The following is a 15,844-nucleotide window of genomic DNA, read 5'->3' as shown; positions in this document are numbered from 1 at the left end:
ACCTGTGGACGATTCAATGGAACGTGTGAGCGAAGCCCTCGAGAGCCGAATACGCGCCGGCCGCCGGCACGACCGCGAGATCCTCGCCCTCGCCCTGCCCGCCTTCGGCGCCCTCGTCGCCGAGCCCCTCTTCGTCCTGGCCGACACCGCCATCGTGGGCCACCTCGGGACCGGACAGCTCGCCGGTCTCGCCGTGGCCGCCCCGCTGCTCACCACCGCCGTCGGCGTCTTCGTCTTCCTCGCCTACGCCACCACCGCGGCCGTCTCGCGCCGCGTCGGCGCCGGGGACCTGCCGGGCGCCATCCGGCAGGGCATGGACGGCATCTGGCTCGCCCTGCTGCTCGGCACCGCCATCGCGCTGGCCGTCCTGCCCACGGCCCCCGGCCTCGTCCGCCTCTTCGGCGCCTCGCCGGACTCCGCCCCGTACGCCATCACCTACCTGCGGATCAGCGCGCTCGGCATCCCGGCCATGCTCGCCGTCCTCGCGGCCACCGGAGTGCTGCGCGGCCTGCAGAACACCCGCACGCCGCTGTACGTCGCCATCGGCGGCTTCGCCGCCAACGGCGTGCTCAATCTCGCCTTCGTCTACGGCGCCGGCTGGGGCATCGCCGGCTCGGCCTGGGGCACCGTCGCGGCCCAGTGCGCCATGGCCGCCGCCTACCTCACCGTCGTCGTCCGGGGCGCCCGGCGGCACGGTGCCTCGCTGCGGCCGGACGCCGCCGGCATCCGGGCCTGCGCCCGGGCCGGGGTGCCGCTGCTGGTCCGCACGCTCGCCCTGCGCGCGGTGCTGATGATCGCGACGGCGGTCGCGGCCCGGCTGGGCGACCGGGAGGTGGCCGCCCACCAAGTGGTGCTGGCCCTGTGGAACCTGCTGGCCTTCGCCCTGGACGCGATCGCCATCGCCGGCCAGTCGATCATCGGCCGGTACCTGGGCGCGGGCGACACCGACGGGGCCCGCGCCGCCTGCCGGCGCATGGTCCAGTGGGGCGTCGCCACCGGCGTGGTGCTGGGGGCGCTGGTCGTGATCTCACGGCCGCTCGTCGTCCCGCTGTTCACCTCGGACGCGACCGTGCGGGACGCGCTCCTGCCGGCGCTGCTGGTCGCCGCGCTCAGCCAGCCGGTGGCGGGCGTCGTCTTCGTGCTGGACGGCGTGCTGATGGGCGCCGGCGACGGGCCGTACCTGGCCGGGGCGATGCTGGTGGTCCTCGCGGTCTTCGCCCCCGCCGCACTGCTCGTCCCGGCCCTGGGCGGCGGCCTGACGGCCCTGTGGTGGGCCATGGCGCTGATGATGACGGCCCGGATGGTGACCCTGTGGCTGCGTGCCCGCTCCGGCCGCTGGATCGTCACCGGCGCCGTGCGCGGCTGAGGAGCAACGGCAGAAGGGCCGCACCCCGAGGGGTGCGGCCCTTCCTCATGCCGAGTGAGCGCTCAGGCTCAGGCGGCGATGACCTCGACGCCCAGCTTGGCGACGACGTCGGCGTGCAGACGCACGGACACCTCGTGGGCGCCCAGGGTCTTGATCGGCGAGCCGAGCTCGACGCGGCGCTTGTCGACCTCGGGGCCACCCGACGTCTTGATCGCGGACGCGACGTCGGCCTGGGTCACCGAGCCGAACAGACGGCCGGCCTCGCCGGCACGGACGGCAAGGCGGACCTTGACGCCCTCCAGCTGACCCTTGACCTCGTTGGCCTGCTCGATCGTGGCGATCTCGCGCAGCTTGCGGCCGCGGCGGATCTGCGCCACGTCCTTCTCGCCACCCTTGGTCCAGCGGATCGCGAAACCGCGCGGGACCAGGTAGTTGCGGGCGTAGCCGTCCTTGACGTCGACGACGTCACCGGCGGTGCCGAGGCCGGAGACCTCGTGGGTGAGGATGATCTTCATTAGTTGGTCACCCTTCCCTTATCGCGCGGACGAGGTGTAGGGCAGCAGCGCCATCTCACGGCTGTTCTTCACGGCCGTGGCGACGTCACGCTGGTGCTGAGTGCAGTTGCCGGTCACGCGACGGGCACGGATCTTGCCGCGGTCGGAAATGAACTTCCGCAGCATGTTCGTGTCCTTGTAGTCCACGTAAGCGGTCTTGTCCTTGCAGAACGCGCAGACCTTCTTCTTGGGCTTGCGCGGCGGGGGCTTCGCCATTGTCTTTTCTCCCTATGTCTTCAAGAAGTTGCTGTCGCCCTCGGGCCGGAGGCCCGGGCCCACGAGGGGCCTAGAAGGGCGGCTCGTCCGAGTAGCCGCCGGAGTTGCCGGAGCCGCCGCCCCAGTTGCCTCCGCCGCCCTGCTGGCCGCCGGACGGAGCGCCGGTCGCCCAGGGGTCGTCGGCGGGAGCCCCGCCGCCGCCCTGCTGGCCGCCGCCGGGGCCGGAGCCCCAGCCGCCGCCCTGGTTACCGCCGCCGCCACCGCCGTAGCCACCCTGGCCACCGCGACCCGAGGTCTTGGTGACCTTCGCCGTGGCGTTCTTCAGGCTGGCGCCGACCTCTTCGACGTCGAGCTCGTAGACCGTGCGCTTGACGCCCTCGCGGTCCTCGTAGGACCGCTGCTTCAGCCGGCCCTGCACGATGACGCGCATGCCTCGCTGGAGCGACTCGGCGACGTTCTCCGCCGCCTGCCGCCACACCGAGCACGTGAGGAAGAGGCTCTCGCCGTCCTTCCACTCGTTGGTCTGGCGGTCGAAGGTGCGGGGGGTGGACGCGACACGGAACTTCGCGACCGCCGCACCGGACGGGGTGAAGCGCAGCTCGGGGTCGTCGACGAGATTGCCGACGACCGTGATGACGGTCTCGCCTGCCATGGATGAACCTCTCGGCGGGTGTGCTGCTGGCTGCTTGCTACTCGTGGAGATACAGCCCGATTACCTCTGAACCGCTGGGGTTCAGTGGGTCTCGGGGCGGAGGACCTTGGTCCGGAGGACCGACTCGTTCAGGTTCATCTGGCGGTCGAGCTCCTTGACGACCTCAGGCGTGGCCTGCAGGTCGATGACCGAGTAGATGCCCTCGGGCTTCTTCTTGATCTCGTAAGCGAGACGACGACGGCCCCAGGTGTCGACCTTCTCGACCTTTCCGTTGCCCTCACGGACGACGGAGAGGAAGTTCTCGATCAGGGGGGAGACAGCGCGCTCCTCCAGATCGGGGTCGAGGATGACCATCACCTCGTAGTGACGCATGTGGAACCCACCTCCTTTGGACTCAGCGGCCACGGTCGATCCGTGGCAGGAGGGTCGTGATGCGTGAACAACGGTATCGGCCGACACTGACAAGCAGCACGGACCATCAGCGGGAATCCCCGGGTAGCCCCCGGGACCGATGCCGGGTCCGGGCAGATACCGATGCAGACCGTCCAGAGTACCCGCTCCCGGGCGTCCGGTTGAAATCCGGCGCCCGCGACCCTCACCCTGGACGCATCGGGTGTGACCGGCGCCACTCCGCGCCGCCTGCCTTCAGGAGGTAGCCCCATGACACAGGCCGTCCGGCAGTCCCCCTCACCGCGCAGCCCGCGCTCCCTGGTCAACGCGGTGCTCAACAGCGACGGAAAGCCCCATCCCCTGCAGAACACCCTGGTCGGGGTGACGGTCGTGCTGGGCCTGCTGGCCTTCGTCTCCTCGGCGTTCAAGGACCTGCACCTGCTGAGCTCGTGGAGCGGGCTGGCGGGCATCCTCACCGGGGCCTGGGGCCAGTTCATCTCCGCCACCACCGGCGAGCGGTTCCTGCTGATCATCTTCCTCGGCGCCTCGGCCGTCGGCTTCTTCCTGGGCATGGCCCACGGCGGACTCTTCGGGGGTCTGATCGGATAACGGACCGTACGCCCAAACGGGGCGCTCCCCGGTCGCAGTAGGCTTCGGCGCGAGAGCCGGAGCCCCGACCCTGGGGACACACCTGCCGAGGAGCGCCCCGCATGAGCCTGACCCTGAGGACCATCAGCCGACAGCAGCATCTGGCATATATCCAGAGCCTGCCCGCTGCCAGTCACATGCAGGTCCCGGCATGGGCGGACGTCAAGGGCGAGTGGCGCTCGGAGAACCTGGGCTGGTTCGACAAGAACGGCCAGATGGTCGGCGCGGGCCTCGTGCTCTACCGGCAGCTGCCCAAGATCAAGCGTTACCTGGCCTACCTCCCCGAGGGCCCGGTGATCAACTGGTACGCCCCGAACCTCGAGGACTGGCTCCAGCCGATGCTGGCCCACCTGAAGAAGCAGGGCGCCTTCTCGGTGAAGATGGGCCCGCCCGTCGTCATCCGCCGCTGGGACGCCGACGCGATCAAGAAGGGCATCGCGGACCCGGACGCCAAGCGCCTGCGCGACGTCGAGCCCACCTTCATCGAGCCGCGCGCCTTCGAGGTCTCCGACAAGCTCCGCCGCATGGGCTGGCAGCAGGGCGAGGAGGAGGGAGCCGGCTTCGGCGACGTCCAGCCGCGCTACGTCTTCCAGGTGCCGCTGCAGAACCGCTCCCTGGAGGACGTCCACAAGGGCTTCAACCAGCTGTGGCGCCGCAACATCAAGAAGGCCGAGAAGGCCGGCGTCGAGGTCGTCCAGGGCGGCTACGAGGACCTGGCCACCTGGCAGCACCTCTACGAGATCACCGCGGAGCGCGACAAGTTCCGCCCGCGGCCGCTCAGTTACTTCCAGCGCATGTGGACGGCCCTCAACACCGAGGACCCCAACCGCATGCGGCTGTACTTCGCCATCCACGAAGGCGAGGCCGTGGCCGCCGCGACGATGCTGATCGTCGGCGGGCACGTCTGGTACTCCTACGGCGCCTCCGCCAACCACAAGCGCGAGGTCCGCCCGTCCAACGCGATGCAGTGGCGGATGCTGCGCGACGCCTACGCGCTCGGCGCGAGCGTCTACGACCTGCGCGGCATCGGCGACTCGCTGGACGAGAGCGACCACCTCTTCGGCCTCATCCAGTTCAAGGTCGGCACCGGCGGTCAGGCGGCCGAGTACCTCGGAGAGTGGGACTTCCCGCTCAACAAGCTGCTCCACAAGGCCCTCGACATCTACATGTCGCGCCGCTGACCCAGCTGTCCGAACAGCTCCGACCACACCCAGGGAAAGGTTCCGGGACCGGCCATGGCGCTCACGCTCTACGTCGACACCCAGCGCTGGCGGGCACACCAGCAGTCCGTCATCCAGCAGTTCCCGGGCATCGTCCCGGTCTGCAAGGGGAACGGCTACGGCTTCGGCCACGAACGGCTGGCGGAGGAGGTCACCCGCTTCGGCTCCGACCTCCTCGCCGTCGGCACGACCTACGAGGCGGCCCGGGCCAAGGACCTCTTCGGCGGCGATCTGCTGGTGCTCACCCCCTTCCGGCTCGGCGAGGAGCCGGTGCCGCTGCCGGACCGCGCCATCCGTTCGGTCTCCTCGGTCGAAGGGGTGCGCGGCCTGGTCGGCGCGCGCGTCGTCGTCGAGGTCATGAGCAGCATGAAGCGGCACGGCATCAGCGAGGAGGACCTGCCCAAGCTGCACGCCGCCATCGAGGACGTGCGTCTGGAGGGCTTCGCCATACACCTCCCGCTCGACCGGGGCGACGGCAGCACCGGCGTCGACGAGGTGGCCGCGTGGATGGAGCGGCTGCGCGCCGCCCACCTGCCGCTGCACACCATGTTCGTCAGCCACCTCAAGGCCGACGAACTCGCCCGGCTCCAGCAGCAGTACCCGCACACCCGCTTCCGGGCCCGCATCGGCACCCGGCTGTGGCTCGGCGACCACGACGCCACCGGCTACCGCGGCTCCGTCCTGGACGTCACGCCCGTCGCCAAGGGCGACCGCTTCGGCTACCGCCAGCAGAAGGTGGCCGGCGACGGCTACCTCGTGGTGGTGGCCGGCGGCACCTCGCACGGCGTGGGCCTGGAGGCGCCCAAGTCGCTGCAGGGCATGATGCCGCGCGCCAAGGGTGCCGCCCGCGCGGGCCTGGCGACGGTGAACCGCAACCTGTCGCCCTTCGTCTGGGCCGGCAAGCAGCGCTGGTTCGCCGAGCCCCCGCACATGCAGTGCTCGATCCTCTTCGTGCCGGACGACGCCCCCGCGCCGCAGGTCGGCGACGAACTGGTGGCCCATCTGCGGCACACCACCACCCAGTTCGACCGGCTGGTCGACCACTGATCCACCCCCCCGTGGTGACCGGGCCCCGGGACGGCGGCTACACGCCGCCGCCCCCGGTGCCCCACTGGACATGTCCCTCCACGCGCTCCACGGGCCGGTACCTCCGGCGCGCGGAGCCCAGGACCCGTATGTCCGGAGCGCCGTCCAGGAGGCCGCCCGAGGGGTCGTCCGATCCGTCGCGCCGGACGCCGTCCCGCTCCGGGGCGAGGATGTCGCGCACCACCACGGCGCAGAGGTAGAGCGTGCCCAGCAGGTGCAGCGCCAGGGCCAGTTGGTAGCCCTCCAGGGGCAGCCCCTGGTGCTTGTCGCCGTCGCCGATGTACGCCAGGTAGAACCAGATGCCCAGGAAGTAGAGCACCTCGCACGCCTGCCAGATCAGGAAGTCGCGCCACCTGGGCCGGGCCAGCGCCGCGAGCGGGATCAGCCACAGCACGTACTGCGGCGAATAGACCTTGTTGGTGAGCACGAACAGGGCCACCACCAGGAAGGCCAGCTGCGCGAAGCGCGGCCGCCGGGGCGCGCACAGGGCCAGGGCGCCCAGGGCCAGCGCGCCGATGATCATCAGTGCCGTGGCATAGGTGTTGACGTCCGCCAGCGGATCGCCGGTCTTCTGTGAGATGAGCAGCCACAGCGAGCCGTAGTCGACCGGCCGCTCCTGGCTGAAGGTGTAGAACTTCGCCCAGCCGGGCCGGATGTGGGCGCCCGAGGCGTCGTAGACGAACATCACCGGCAGGTTCACCACCAGCCAGGCGCCCGCCGCCGCGGCGAGGGACGTCAGGAACGCCCTCGGCCGGCCGGCCCGCCAGCACAGCAGCAGCAACGGCCAGAGCAACAGCACCGGGTAGAGCTTCGCCGCGGCCGCCAGCCCGATGAGGACGCCCGTCGCGACGGGCTTCCCGCGCGACCACATGTACATCGCGGCCGCGGTCAGCGCGACCGCGAACAGGTCCCAGTTGATCGTGGCCGTCAGGGCGAAGGCCGGGGCCAGGGCGACCAGCAGCCCGTCCCAGGGGCGGCGCCGGTGCGTCCGGGCCACGCACACCGCGATGATCACCGCGCAGACCAGCAGCATCCCCGCGTTGGCGAACCAGTTGAGCTGCTCGCGGTGCTGGATGCTGCCGCCGCCCGGTGTGATCAGCGCGGCGACCTCCATGAACAGCCCGGTGAGCACCGGGTACTCCAGGAAGTCCATGTCGCCCGCCGACCGCGGGATCTTGTCCAGGTACGGAATGAGCCCCTGGTCGAAGCCGCGCCCCGCGAACAGGTGCGGGATGTCGGAGTAACAGGCGTGCGTGTACTGGGTGGTGGCCCCGAAGAACCACCCGTGGTCGTAACAGGGCGCCTTCTGCACCATGCCGAGCGCGAACATCCCGATCATCACCAGCGCGATGATCCGGACCGGGACCCGCCACCCGCCGCGCAGCGCCCGCCGCCCGGCCGGCCCGCCGATGAGCTCACTGCCGGCGGCGGCCACCTCGTCCTCGACGGTGGGCCGTACAAGCTGGTCGTCCCGCACGCTCCTCATGCGCCCATCCTGCCGTACCCGCCTGTGGCCCGCTGGAGCCTGTGGACAACCCCGCGCCTGTGGAAAACCTCGGGACCGTTCCGAGTGAACGAGCCGGTCCCGAGGCTTCTCATACGGAGCGAATCGCCCCTCTCACGGGGCGGATCAGCCGAACAGACCGCCTCCCTGGCGCCGGCTCTGCCCCGGCGGCGCCGGTTCGTCGCCGAGGTCGCCCTCCTGGCCGCCCGGTCCTCCGGTGGCCCCGCTGGTGGCCCCGGGCCCGGCCGGGGTGCCGCCGTCGGTGCCCTCGTGGTCTCCCGTGCGGCACCGCGGGTCGAGCAGCCCGCAGGTCCGGCTCGGCTTGGGCGAGGGGGACGGGGGAGCCGACGGCGACGGCTCGGCGGTCTCCGACGGAGACGCGGACGGCGAAGCCGAGGGCGCCGGCGCGGGGGAGGGGGAGGCCCCGCCGCCGAAGATCTTCTCGCCGATGGGCCGCGGCGGATCGAACTGCCGCACCGGCACGCCCTTCAGCGCCTTGCCCATGTAGTCGGCCCAGATCTCCGCGGGGAACGACGCGCCGTGGATCGTCGGCTGGCCGCCGACCCCGCGCATCGACAGGAACTCCTGGTTCTTCGCGTTGGGGTCGACGCGGTACATGCCGATGGCGGTGGACAGCTGCGGGGTGTAGCCCGCGAACCAGGCCGAGCGGTTGCCGTCCGTCGTCCCCGTCTTGCCGGCCACCGGACGGGCGCCGAGCTTCGCCGCCGTGCCGGTCCCGGCCTCCACGACGGTCCTGAGCACGTCCGTCACGTTGTTCGCCACGTCGGACGTGAACGCCTGCTCGCTCTTCTGCTCGTGCGCGTAGGCCGGCTTGCCATTCTTCTCCACCTTCGTGACCGAGTACGGGTCGATCTGCCGTCCGCTGTCCGCGAAGGTCGCGTACGCGCCGGCCAGCCGGATCGCGCTCGGCGCCGAGGTGCCCAGGGAGAACGTCGGGGTGATCGAGGCGAGCTGCTCCTCGTCCAGGCCCGCGGCCAGGGCCGCCTCCCGGACGAGATCCGTGCCCACGTCCATGCCGAGCTGGATGTAGGGGGTGTTCGCGGAGAACTGCATGGCCGTGCGGAGGCTGATGAGGCCCCGGTTCTCGTCGCCGTCGTTCTTCTGGTGCCACTCGCTGCCGTTCCGGTCGTGCCAGACGGCCCCGTTGTACATCCGCAGCGTCAGCTTGTTGTCGCCGTTGTAGACGCTCTCCGGCGAGACCAGCGTGCGCTCGCCGTCGCCCTGCCGGGGGCCGAGGGCGGGGTTCCGCTTGCCGTGCGTCATCGCGGCCGCCAGGACGAAGGGCTTGAACGTCGAGCCCACCTGGACGCCGGTGTAGTCGGCGTTGTTGGTGAAGTGGGTCAGGGCGTTCTCGCCGCCGTAGATGGCGACGATCTTCCCCGTCCCGGGTTCCACCGAGGCGCCGCCGAACTGCACGAACTTGTCGACCTCGCGCAGGTCCGGCTTGAGGTTCGCCCTGCGCACGGCCTCGACGGACTTCGCCAGGGCGTTGACCTTCTTCCGGTCGAACGTCGTGTAGATCTGGTAACCGCCCTTGTCCAGCTCGCCCTTGCTGATTGTGGAGTGGGCGGTGATGTAGTTGTCCGCGAGGTCGGTGAGGTAGCCGATCTGGCCGGCCCGGTTGGTCGCGGGCCTCGGCTTCTGCGGCTGCGGGAAGCCCTGCCCGACCCACTTGTCCCGGTCGGCCGCGCTCAGGTGCCCGACCTCGACCTCCCGGTCCAGCGTCCACTTCCAGCGGTCCGTGGCCCGCTTGGTGTTCTTCTCCGGCGTCGCGGCCGGCCCCTGGCCACCGTACGGGTCGTACAGGTTCGGCCCGTTGAGCGTCGCCGCCAGGTAGGCGCTCTCGCTCGGCGTCAGGTCCGAGCAGTCCTTGTCGTAGTAGGCGCGCGCCGCCGCCTGGATGCCGTAGGCCCCGCGGCCGTAGTACGCCGTGTTGAGGTACCCCGCGAGGATGTCCCGCTTGTCCTGGGTCGCGCCCACCTTCACGGAGATCAACAGCTCCGTGACCTTGCGCTTGAGCGTCTGTTCCTGGCTGAGGTAGGTGTTCTTGACGAACTGCTGGGTGATCGTGGAGCCGCTCTGCGTCTCGCCGCCCTGCGCCATCTTGACGACCGCCCGGGCGATGCCCATCGGATCGACGCCCCAGTCCTTGTAGAAGCTGGCGTTCTCGGCGGAGATCACCGCGTTCTGCATGGAGAGGGGGATCTGGGAGATCGGCACGATCTGCCGGTTGAGACTGCCCCCGCCGGCCACGACCATCTGCTTGCCGTCGGACCAGTAGTAGACGTTCTTCTGCACTTTCGAGGCCAGTTGGGCGCTCGGCACCTGCACCACGGCCAGGGCCACGCCCACCGTCCCGAGCATCAGGCCGGCGAACGACACGACGGCCCCGGCGACCAGCCGCCAGGACGGGAGCCAGCGCCGCCAGCCGTCCCGGCCGGCCCGTGGATAGTCGACGAGCCTGTTGCCGCCCGCGGAGGCGTCCCGCCGGCCCCGGCCCGCCCCCCCGGCTCCGGCCGCCCGTCTGCGGCCGCCGGACCCGCCGCGCCGGTCGGCGCGCCGGGCCGCGGCCCGTCCGCCGTGGGAAGGCTCCTCGCCCCGGCCGCGGCCGGGCACGGAGGAACTGCTGCGTGGTGCGGCACGGCGGCCGGACGTCGGCTGCTGCGCCGCGCGCCGGGCCGCGTGAGGTTCAATCACTTCACCGGTGACGGTGACGGCGCGGGCTTCGAGTACGTCGAGGACAAGGCCGTCATCAAGCTGTGCGCTGATGCTTTCGCAGCAGTGTGGGAACGGGGCGTCCCGCACGAGGAGTTCAAGGTCTGACCCATCCCGTAGCGTTACCGGACAGCCAGATCATGCCTACCGTCCCCTCGTCCAGTGCCCAGGCAGCCCGCGAAGCCCTGGCAGGCCGGCTCAAAGAGATCAGGCGGGACGCCGGGCTCACGGGTCATGACCTGGCTGTCCGCTGCGGTTGGCACAAGGCCAAGTCCAGCCGTATCGAGAATGCCAAGACCACTCCTTCGGACGCCGACATCCGCGCGTGGTGCGCGGCCTGCGATGCCGAGGACCAGGCTCCCGACCTCATCGCGGCCAACCGCGCCGCCGAATCCATGTACATGCAGTGGAGGCGGCTCCACAGGAAGCAGACCCTGCGCTTCATCCAAGAGGGTCGCGTCCCTCTGAACGAGCGCACCAAGCTCTTCCGCTCCTACAGCTCCAGCCTGATCTCCGGGTTCCTTCAGACCGAGAGGTACGCGGCAGCCGTCCTTGAATCGGTCGCCTGGCTGAGGGAGCTGCGGGACGACATCCCTTCCGCGGTAGCGGCCCGTCTCGCACGGTCGCGGGTGCTCCGCGAAGGTGACCACCGGTTCGTCATGCTCCTCGAAGAAGCCGTCCTCCGCTACCAGATGGGAGACGCCGAAGCGATGGCCGACCAACTCGGGCACCTGCTGTCGGTGATGTCGCTCCCCTCGGTCAGCCTGGGCGTGATCCCTTCCAAGGGCCAACGGCCCATCTGGGCTGTGGAGACGTTCAACGTCTACGACGACGAGCACGTCCACGTCGAGCTGCTGACGGCCGAGGTTACCGTAACCGCTCCCGGCGAGGTGCGTGACTACCTCAAGACCTTCGTCGAGCTGCAAAAACGGGCCGTGTACGGCTCCCGGGCGCGAGCACTCATCACCGCCGCGATCGATGACCTCGGCTAACTGGCACGCAACCCGCTGCAACTTTCTGGTGGCCGCCACCGCCCGGTCCCTAGTTTCTCCGCATGACCACGGACATCGAAGCAGCCGCACAGCAAGCCGACGCCTTCCTGGCAGGCAAGAGGAAAGCCGACGACGTGGCATTCATGCTGGGCCGTGTGCTGGCGGAGATGGGCGTCAGGGTCGGTGACAGGGACTCGTGGCCGCAACTCACGGGCCGCGCCGCCCTCTCCGGGGAACCGTACGTCTACCTCGGAACCGTGCCGATGACCACGGCACGGAAGCTGACCGACGCCCTGATCTACGCGGAGTCGGTGAAGCGGAGCCTGCGGGATCAGTACGGCTCCGGTCACGACGCCTGGCGAGGTGTCCGTAACCACTTCGATCAGGAAGGCTCGTCATGACCGACCTGTACAACCTCACTCTCGACGGCGCCCGGTTCTCCAGGGCTTGCGGAGGCAACACCCACCCCGACGGCGAAGCCTGCGTGACCCTCGCCCGCATCGGTGACGACGCCTGGGCCATGGGTGACAGCAAGCGGCCCGGCGCGGAGCCGCTGCGCTTCACCACGGCGGAACTGGATGCGGCCGGCATCGACCCGGCCCGCTTCGGCCTCACGGCCTGACCCACACTCGTCAACCGGCGGCCCTCACTCTCCGGCGAGAGCGGGGGCCGTCCTCCTTTGCTCCGGACAGGAAAACCAGTTGCACGTTCACGGATACCTATGGGCCGGTGACAAGACGACGTTCGACAAGGAGAGCAACCGTCGTCCGCCGCCCTCGTCGGCACCGACTTCCACCAGTCCCGCCGAGGTGACGGAGCGGTACCGGGAAGCCGTCGCGGAGTGGAACACCGCCGGCGTTCCCCCAATCGAAACGGCCTACTGGCTGCAGAAGCCGGCACGGTTCATCCGGGACACCTGGGACGAGCCGGAGAAGGCCGCCGACTGGATCCGCCGGCAACTCGCCGCGTACGCGCCCCGGTTCGCCTCCGGATACGACAGGGACGCATCACGGATGGCTGCCCTCGCCACCTCCGCCGCCGAACGTCTGGCGCTCGGCGGGGATGTCTCACTCGGGTTCTATCTCGGACGTCCGCTGTTCCTGTCACTGGCCCTGGTGACGTGTTCCCCCAACCGCACTGTTCCTGAGCAGCCCTGCCCGATGCCGGGAGACGGGGATCAGTAACGCGGTAGGTTGCCATCACCGGCGAACGGGCCCGCCCCGGCCCGGACGTCCGGCCGGCCCGGCCGCGCGGCCGAGGCCACACTTCTCGATCGCGAGCGGGCCACTCATCGGTTCGCCCCGGGCAGGCGGCCGCTCGAAACCGTCCACGTCCCACGTGAGGCCGAGTCGTCGAGTATCAACCGCGCCCGGACCCAGAGCTGTTCGAACTCCGCCGCAGGGATCTCACCGGCATGCGGCTCGTCCTCCCATCCGTCGAGAGGCCCCTCCGCAAGGATGCCGTATTGCCGTTCATACCGGCCCATCGCTGCCAAGTCGCTGTGGTCCCGCAGATACAGGATCTCCTCCAACGAGGCAGCTGTCACCGGTGTCGAATCCGCCCCACGGACGTCGACTTGGCGAACCGCCCAGTTCTCGTCATCGGTCTCGAAGTACTGCCACAGGTCCTCGTCCTCGTAATAGGCGCGGAACCAGCTGGTCATCCCGTCCATCCTCGCTCACCCGGCGTACCGAACCCCGTTACGGAGGTCCGCACCTAACGTGCCGCCCCCAGCACCACCTTCAGCAACTCCTCCGGCGCCCCGCTCATCACGTCATGCCCCGAGTCCACGTCATGCACCCGCCACCCCGCCTCCCCGCCCAGCCGCTCCCGCAGCGCCGCGAACGGCGAGCCCCCGGGCCAGCCCGTGGCGTACACGTAATCCCGGGACGCCACCGGCGGGTTGTGGAGGCGGAGGGGCTGCGTGAGGGAAGGCAGGGGGTGGGGCGTGGTGCGGGGGTCGAAGAAGGGGAGCGGGGGGCTGGCGTGGCCGCCGTCCGGGACGTCCGTCAGGTACCAGCCGCGTTCGCGGTCGGTGACCAGGGACCAGCAGGAGTCGCCGTCCCCGGGCACCACCGCGTCGACGTACACCAGCCCGGCCACCCGTTCCGGGGCCCGGTCGGCGGCGCCGGTGATCACCATGCCGCCGTAGCTGTGGCCGACGAGGACGACGTCCGTCAGGTCCTCGTCCTCCAACAGGCCCACCACGTCCTGGATATGGGTGTCGAGGTTCACCGAGGCGGTGAGCAGGTGCTTGCGGGCGCCCACGCCGGTGAGGCTGAGCGGGTAGGCCTCGTGACCCTCGCGGCGCAGGGCGCGGGCCAGGGGCTCGAAGGTCCAGGCGCCGTGCCAGGCGCCGGGGACGAGTATGTACGTGGTCATCGGGTCTCCCCTTCCTCGACAACTGTCAGGACGATCTTGCCCGATGTCCGGCCCGTCGCGATCGCCTCGTGCGCCGCCGCGGCCTCGTCCAGCGGGAACACCGCGTCCACGACGGGCCGCAGCCGCCCGTCCTCGGCCAGCGCGGCGATCTCCCGCATCCCCGCGTGGTCGGCCTCGACGGCCATGAAGACCGCGCGCCGGCCGGCCGCCTCGGCCTCGGCGGCGAGCCGGGCCTCCGCCGGTGACGCGAGCGCGACGAGGAGGCCGCCGGGGCGCAGGGTGCGCAGGGAACGCGGCCCGTACGCGCCGCCGATGGCGTCGAGGACGACGTCCACGTCCCGTACGGCCTCGGCGAAGTCGGCGGCCGTGTAGTCGACGAGCTCGTCGGCGCCGAGCTCGCGCAGCAGGCCGTGCTTGGCGGCGCGGGCCGTGCCGATCACGTACGCGCCGCGCGCCTTGGCGATCTGGACGGCGAGGTGGCCGACCCCGCCCGCGGCGGCGTGGACCAGGACCCGCTGCCCGGGCCGGACGTCCGCGGTGTCCACGAGCGCCTGCCAGGCGGTGAGCGCGGCCAACGGCAGGGCGGCGGCCTGTACATGGGTGAGCCCGGCGGGTTTGCGGACGAGGTGGCGGGCGGGGGACGTGACGTACTCGGCGTACGTCCCCGCGGGCACGGGGTGGCGCGGCATGCCGAACACCTCGTCGCCGGGCCGGAAGAGGGTGACGCCCGGGCCGACCGCCTCGACGGTGCCGCTGAGGTCCCAGCCGAGGCGGACCGGTTCCGCGGGACCGGAACCGGTGAGGGCGGCGATGCCGCCGGTGGCGCGGTGCCAGACGTCGGTGGGGTTGACCCCGGCGGCGTGGACGCGGACGAGCACCTCGGCGAAGCCGGGCTCGGGGCGGGCGGTCCGCTCGGCCCGGAGCACCTCCGGCCCGCCGAGGGCCTCCTGTCCAATGGCCCTCATCGTCATCATGTCCGCCGTCCTCCCGGCTCGGGTGAGCCGGTCCCCCGGTGGACCGGCCTCGCGTGATCAAGAGTTCCGCAGCAGGCGCGGGCGGACGAGTGGCAGGAATGCCAGCATCTGAAAGAATCTTGCCATGCGACATCGCGTGGTGGTCCTGGCCCTGGAAGGCGTCTATCCCTTCGAACTGAGCATTCCGGTACGGATCTTCGGCACGGCGGCCGGGCCGGACGGACAGCCCCTGTACGAGGTGGTGACCTGCGGCCTCGACGGCGGAACCGTACGCACCAGCGCGGACTTCTCCATCGCCGTGGACCACGACGCCTCGGTCCTCGCGACCGCCGACACCCTCGTCGTCCCGCCGTTCACCTGCGGCCCGGACGAGGCCCGCGACTGGCTGCCGCCTGAACTCGCCGACGCCCTGGCCCTGCTGCGGCCCGAGGCCCGCATCGTGTCGATCTGCACGGCCTCGTACGTGCTGGCCGCCGCGGGCCTGCTCGACGGGCGGACCGCGACCACCCACTGGAACGAGGCGGAGCGTTTCCAGCGGGCCTTCCCGCGGGTGCGGGTCGACGCCGGGGTGCTGTTCGTCGACGACGGGCGGGTCCTGACCGCGGCCGGGGTGGCCGCCGGGGTGGACCTGTGCCTGCACCTGCTGCGCCGGGACCACGGCAGCGAGGTCGCCACCCGGGTGGCCCGGCTGTGCGTCGTACCGCCGTGGCGGGAGGGCGGGCAGGCCCAGTACATCGAACGCCCCGTCCCCGAGCCCGCGGAGGCGACAACGGCCGCCACCCGCGCCTGGGCCCTGGAACGGCTCCACCACCCGCTGCCCCTGGCGGAACTGGCCGCCCACGCGTCGATGAGCGTACGGACCTTCTGCCGCCGCTTCCGCGCGGAGACGGGCATGCCGCCCGGCCAGTGGCTGTCCCGCCGCCGCCTGGACCACGCCCGCCGCCTGCTGGAGACCACCGACCTGCCGGTGGAACAGGTCGCCGCCCAGGCGGGTTTCGGCACGGCGGCGTCCTTCCGCCAGCACCTGGCGGCGGACATCGGCGTCTCCCCCACGGCGTACCGCAGGACGTTCACGACGGGCGGGAGGGCGGGGGCCCGGTGAGCGGGGAGGCGGTCCGACTCGG

At 71.0% G+C, this 15,844-nt stretch carries 19 protein-coding genes; 10 read left to right on the top strand and 9 right to left on the bottom strand.

Annotated features, from left to right (window positions below; translation table 11 throughout):
- Nucleotides 1–16 precede the first annotated feature (16 nt).
- Nucleotides 17–1,366, top strand: a complete 1,350-nt coding sequence (locus tag I5Q34_RS02680; RefSeq protein WP_199890425.1) for an MATE family efflux transporter — start codon at nt 17–19, stop codon at nt 1,364–1,366.
- A gap of 68 nt (nt 1,367–1,434) precedes the next feature.
- On the opposite strand, the gene rplI is transcribed toward I5Q34_RS02680, so the two are convergent.
- The 4 genes from rplI to rpsF all read right to left on the bottom strand — a co-directional run bounded on the left by rplI (nt 1,435) and on the right by rpsF (nt 3,160).
- Complete coding sequence (rplI, locus tag I5Q34_RS02675) at nt 1,435–1,881, bottom strand: 50S ribosomal protein L9 (protein WP_199890424.1); 447 nt, start codon at nt 1,879–1,881, stop codon at nt 1,435–1,437.
- Between the two features lie 18 nt (nt 1,882–1,899).
- Nucleotides 1,900–2,136 carry a 30S ribosomal protein S18 gene (rpsR, locus tag I5Q34_RS02670; RefSeq protein WP_004950692.1) on the bottom strand — a complete coding sequence of 79 codons (237 nt, stop codon included), beginning with the start codon at nt 2,134–2,136 and terminating at the stop codon, nt 1,900–1,902.
- A 70-nt stretch (nt 2,137–2,206) separates the two neighbouring features.
- The gene (locus I5Q34_RS02665) at nt 2,207–2,788 is read right to left on the bottom strand and encodes a single-stranded DNA-binding protein (RefSeq protein ID WP_199890423.1); all 582 of its coding nucleotides are present in this window, start codon (nt 2,786–2,788) and stop codon (nt 2,207–2,209) included.
- Between the two features lie 81 nt (nt 2,789–2,869).
- Nucleotides 2,870–3,160 carry a 30S ribosomal protein S6 gene (gene rpsF / locus I5Q34_RS02660; RefSeq protein ID WP_049719052.1) on the bottom strand — a complete coding sequence of 97 codons (291 nt, stop codon included), beginning with the start codon at nt 3,158–3,160 and terminating at the stop codon, nt 2,870–2,872.
- A gap of 288 nt (nt 3,161–3,448) precedes the next feature.
- Here rpsF and I5Q34_RS02655 point away from each other — a divergent pair, with 288 nt between their 5' ends.
- The 3 genes from I5Q34_RS02655 to I5Q34_RS02645 all read left to right on the top strand — a co-directional run bounded on the left by I5Q34_RS02655 (nt 3,449) and on the right by I5Q34_RS02645 (nt 6,093).
- Entirely contained in the window at nt 3,449–3,787 is a 339-nt protein-coding gene (locus I5Q34_RS02655; protein ID WP_199890422.1) for a hypothetical protein, read from the top strand.
- A 101-nt stretch (nt 3,788–3,888) separates the two neighbouring features.
- Nucleotides 3,889–5,007: a peptidoglycan bridge formation glycyltransferase FemA/FemB family protein gene (locus I5Q34_RS02650; protein ID WP_199890421.1), complete on the top strand. Its 1,119-nt coding sequence runs from the start codon at nt 3,889–3,891 to the stop codon at nt 5,005–5,007.
- 54 nt (nt 5,008–5,061) lie between these two features.
- Nucleotides 5,062–6,093, top strand: a complete 1,032-nt coding sequence (locus tag I5Q34_RS02645) for an alanine racemase (protein WP_199890420.1) — start codon at nt 5,062–5,064, stop codon at nt 6,091–6,093.
- Nucleotides 6,094–6,130: 37 nt separating this feature from the next.
- Here I5Q34_RS02645 and I5Q34_RS02640 read toward each other — a convergent pair whose 3' ends face one another.
- Together I5Q34_RS02640 and I5Q34_RS02635 are read right to left on the bottom strand one after the other, a co-directional pair.
- Complete coding sequence (locus I5Q34_RS02640; protein WP_199890419.1) at nt 6,131–7,618, bottom strand: glycosyltransferase family 87 protein; 1,488 nt, start codon at nt 7,616–7,618, stop codon at nt 6,131–6,133.
- Between the two features lie 144 nt (nt 7,619–7,762).
- Nucleotides 7,763–10,021, bottom strand: coding sequence for a transglycosylase domain-containing protein (locus I5Q34_RS02635; RefSeq protein ID WP_234428361.1), 2,259 nt, complete (start codon nt 10,019–10,021; stop codon nt 7,763–7,765).
- A 318-nt stretch (nt 10,022–10,339) separates the two neighbouring features.
- On the opposite strand from I5Q34_RS02635, the gene I5Q34_RS02630 reads away from it, so the two are divergent.
- From I5Q34_RS02630 to I5Q34_RS02610, 5 genes are all read left to right on the top strand, one after another.
- Nucleotides 10,340–10,480 carry a DUF6879 family protein gene (locus I5Q34_RS02630; protein ID WP_199890417.1) on the top strand — a complete coding sequence of 47 codons (141 nt, stop codon included), beginning with the start codon at nt 10,340–10,342 and terminating at the stop codon, nt 10,478–10,480.
- Between the two features lie 32 nt (nt 10,481–10,512).
- Nucleotides 10,513–11,364 (top strand): helix-turn-helix transcriptional regulator, encoded by an 852-nt coding sequence (locus tag I5Q34_RS02625; RefSeq protein WP_199890416.1) that lies wholly within the window; start codon nt 10,513–10,515, stop codon nt 11,362–11,364.
- 62 nt (nt 11,365–11,426) lie between these two features.
- Nucleotides 11,427–11,765, top strand: coding sequence for a hypothetical protein (locus I5Q34_RS02620; RefSeq protein ID WP_199890415.1), 339 nt, complete (start codon nt 11,427–11,429; stop codon nt 11,763–11,765).
- The gene (locus I5Q34_RS02615) at nt 11,762–11,986 is read left to right on the top strand and encodes a DUF397 domain-containing protein (protein WP_199890414.1); all 225 of its coding nucleotides are present in this window, start codon (nt 11,762–11,764) and stop codon (nt 11,984–11,986) included. The genes I5Q34_RS02620 and I5Q34_RS02615 overlap by 4 nt, the downstream gene beginning before the upstream one ends.
- A 79-nt stretch (nt 11,987–12,065) precedes the next feature.
- Complete coding sequence (locus tag I5Q34_RS02610) at nt 12,066–12,548, top strand: hypothetical protein (RefSeq protein WP_199890413.1); 483 nt, start codon at nt 12,066–12,068, stop codon at nt 12,546–12,548.
- A gap of 104 nt (nt 12,549–12,652) precedes the next feature.
- Here I5Q34_RS02610 and I5Q34_RS02605 read toward each other — a convergent pair whose 3' ends face one another.
- Genes I5Q34_RS02605 through I5Q34_RS02595 form a run of 3 tightly spaced genes read right to left on the bottom strand, consistent with a single transcriptional unit; the run spans nt 12,653 to nt 14,711 of the window.
- On the bottom strand, nt 12,653–13,027 hold the full coding sequence (locus I5Q34_RS02605) for a hypothetical protein (protein ID WP_234428246.1): 375 nt from the start codon (nt 13,025–13,027) through the stop codon (nt 12,653–12,655).
- Nucleotides 13,028–13,080: 53 nt separating this feature from the next.
- Nucleotides 13,081–13,746, bottom strand: a complete 666-nt coding sequence (locus I5Q34_RS02600) for an alpha/beta fold hydrolase (protein ID WP_199890412.1) — start codon at nt 13,744–13,746, stop codon at nt 13,081–13,083.
- Complete coding sequence (locus I5Q34_RS02595; RefSeq protein ID WP_199890821.1) at nt 13,743–14,711, bottom strand: NADP-dependent oxidoreductase; 969 nt, start codon at nt 14,709–14,711, stop codon at nt 13,743–13,745. The genes I5Q34_RS02600 and I5Q34_RS02595 overlap by 4 nt, the downstream gene beginning before the upstream one ends.
- Nucleotides 14,712–14,844: 133 nt before the next feature.
- Between I5Q34_RS02595 and I5Q34_RS02590 the strand changes: the two genes are divergently transcribed.
- Nucleotides 14,845–15,822, top strand: coding sequence for a GlxA family transcriptional regulator (locus I5Q34_RS02590; RefSeq protein WP_199890411.1), 978 nt, complete (start codon nt 14,845–14,847; stop codon nt 15,820–15,822).
- The last annotated feature ends 22 nt before the right edge of the window (nt 15,823–15,844 follow it).

The organism is Streptomyces sp. AV19, from assembly GCF_015999245.1.
Classification (GTDB): domain Bacteria; phylum Actinomycetota; class Actinomycetes; order Streptomycetales; family Streptomycetaceae; genus Streptomyces.
This window is presented reverse-complemented; position numbering and strand designations above follow the sequence as displayed.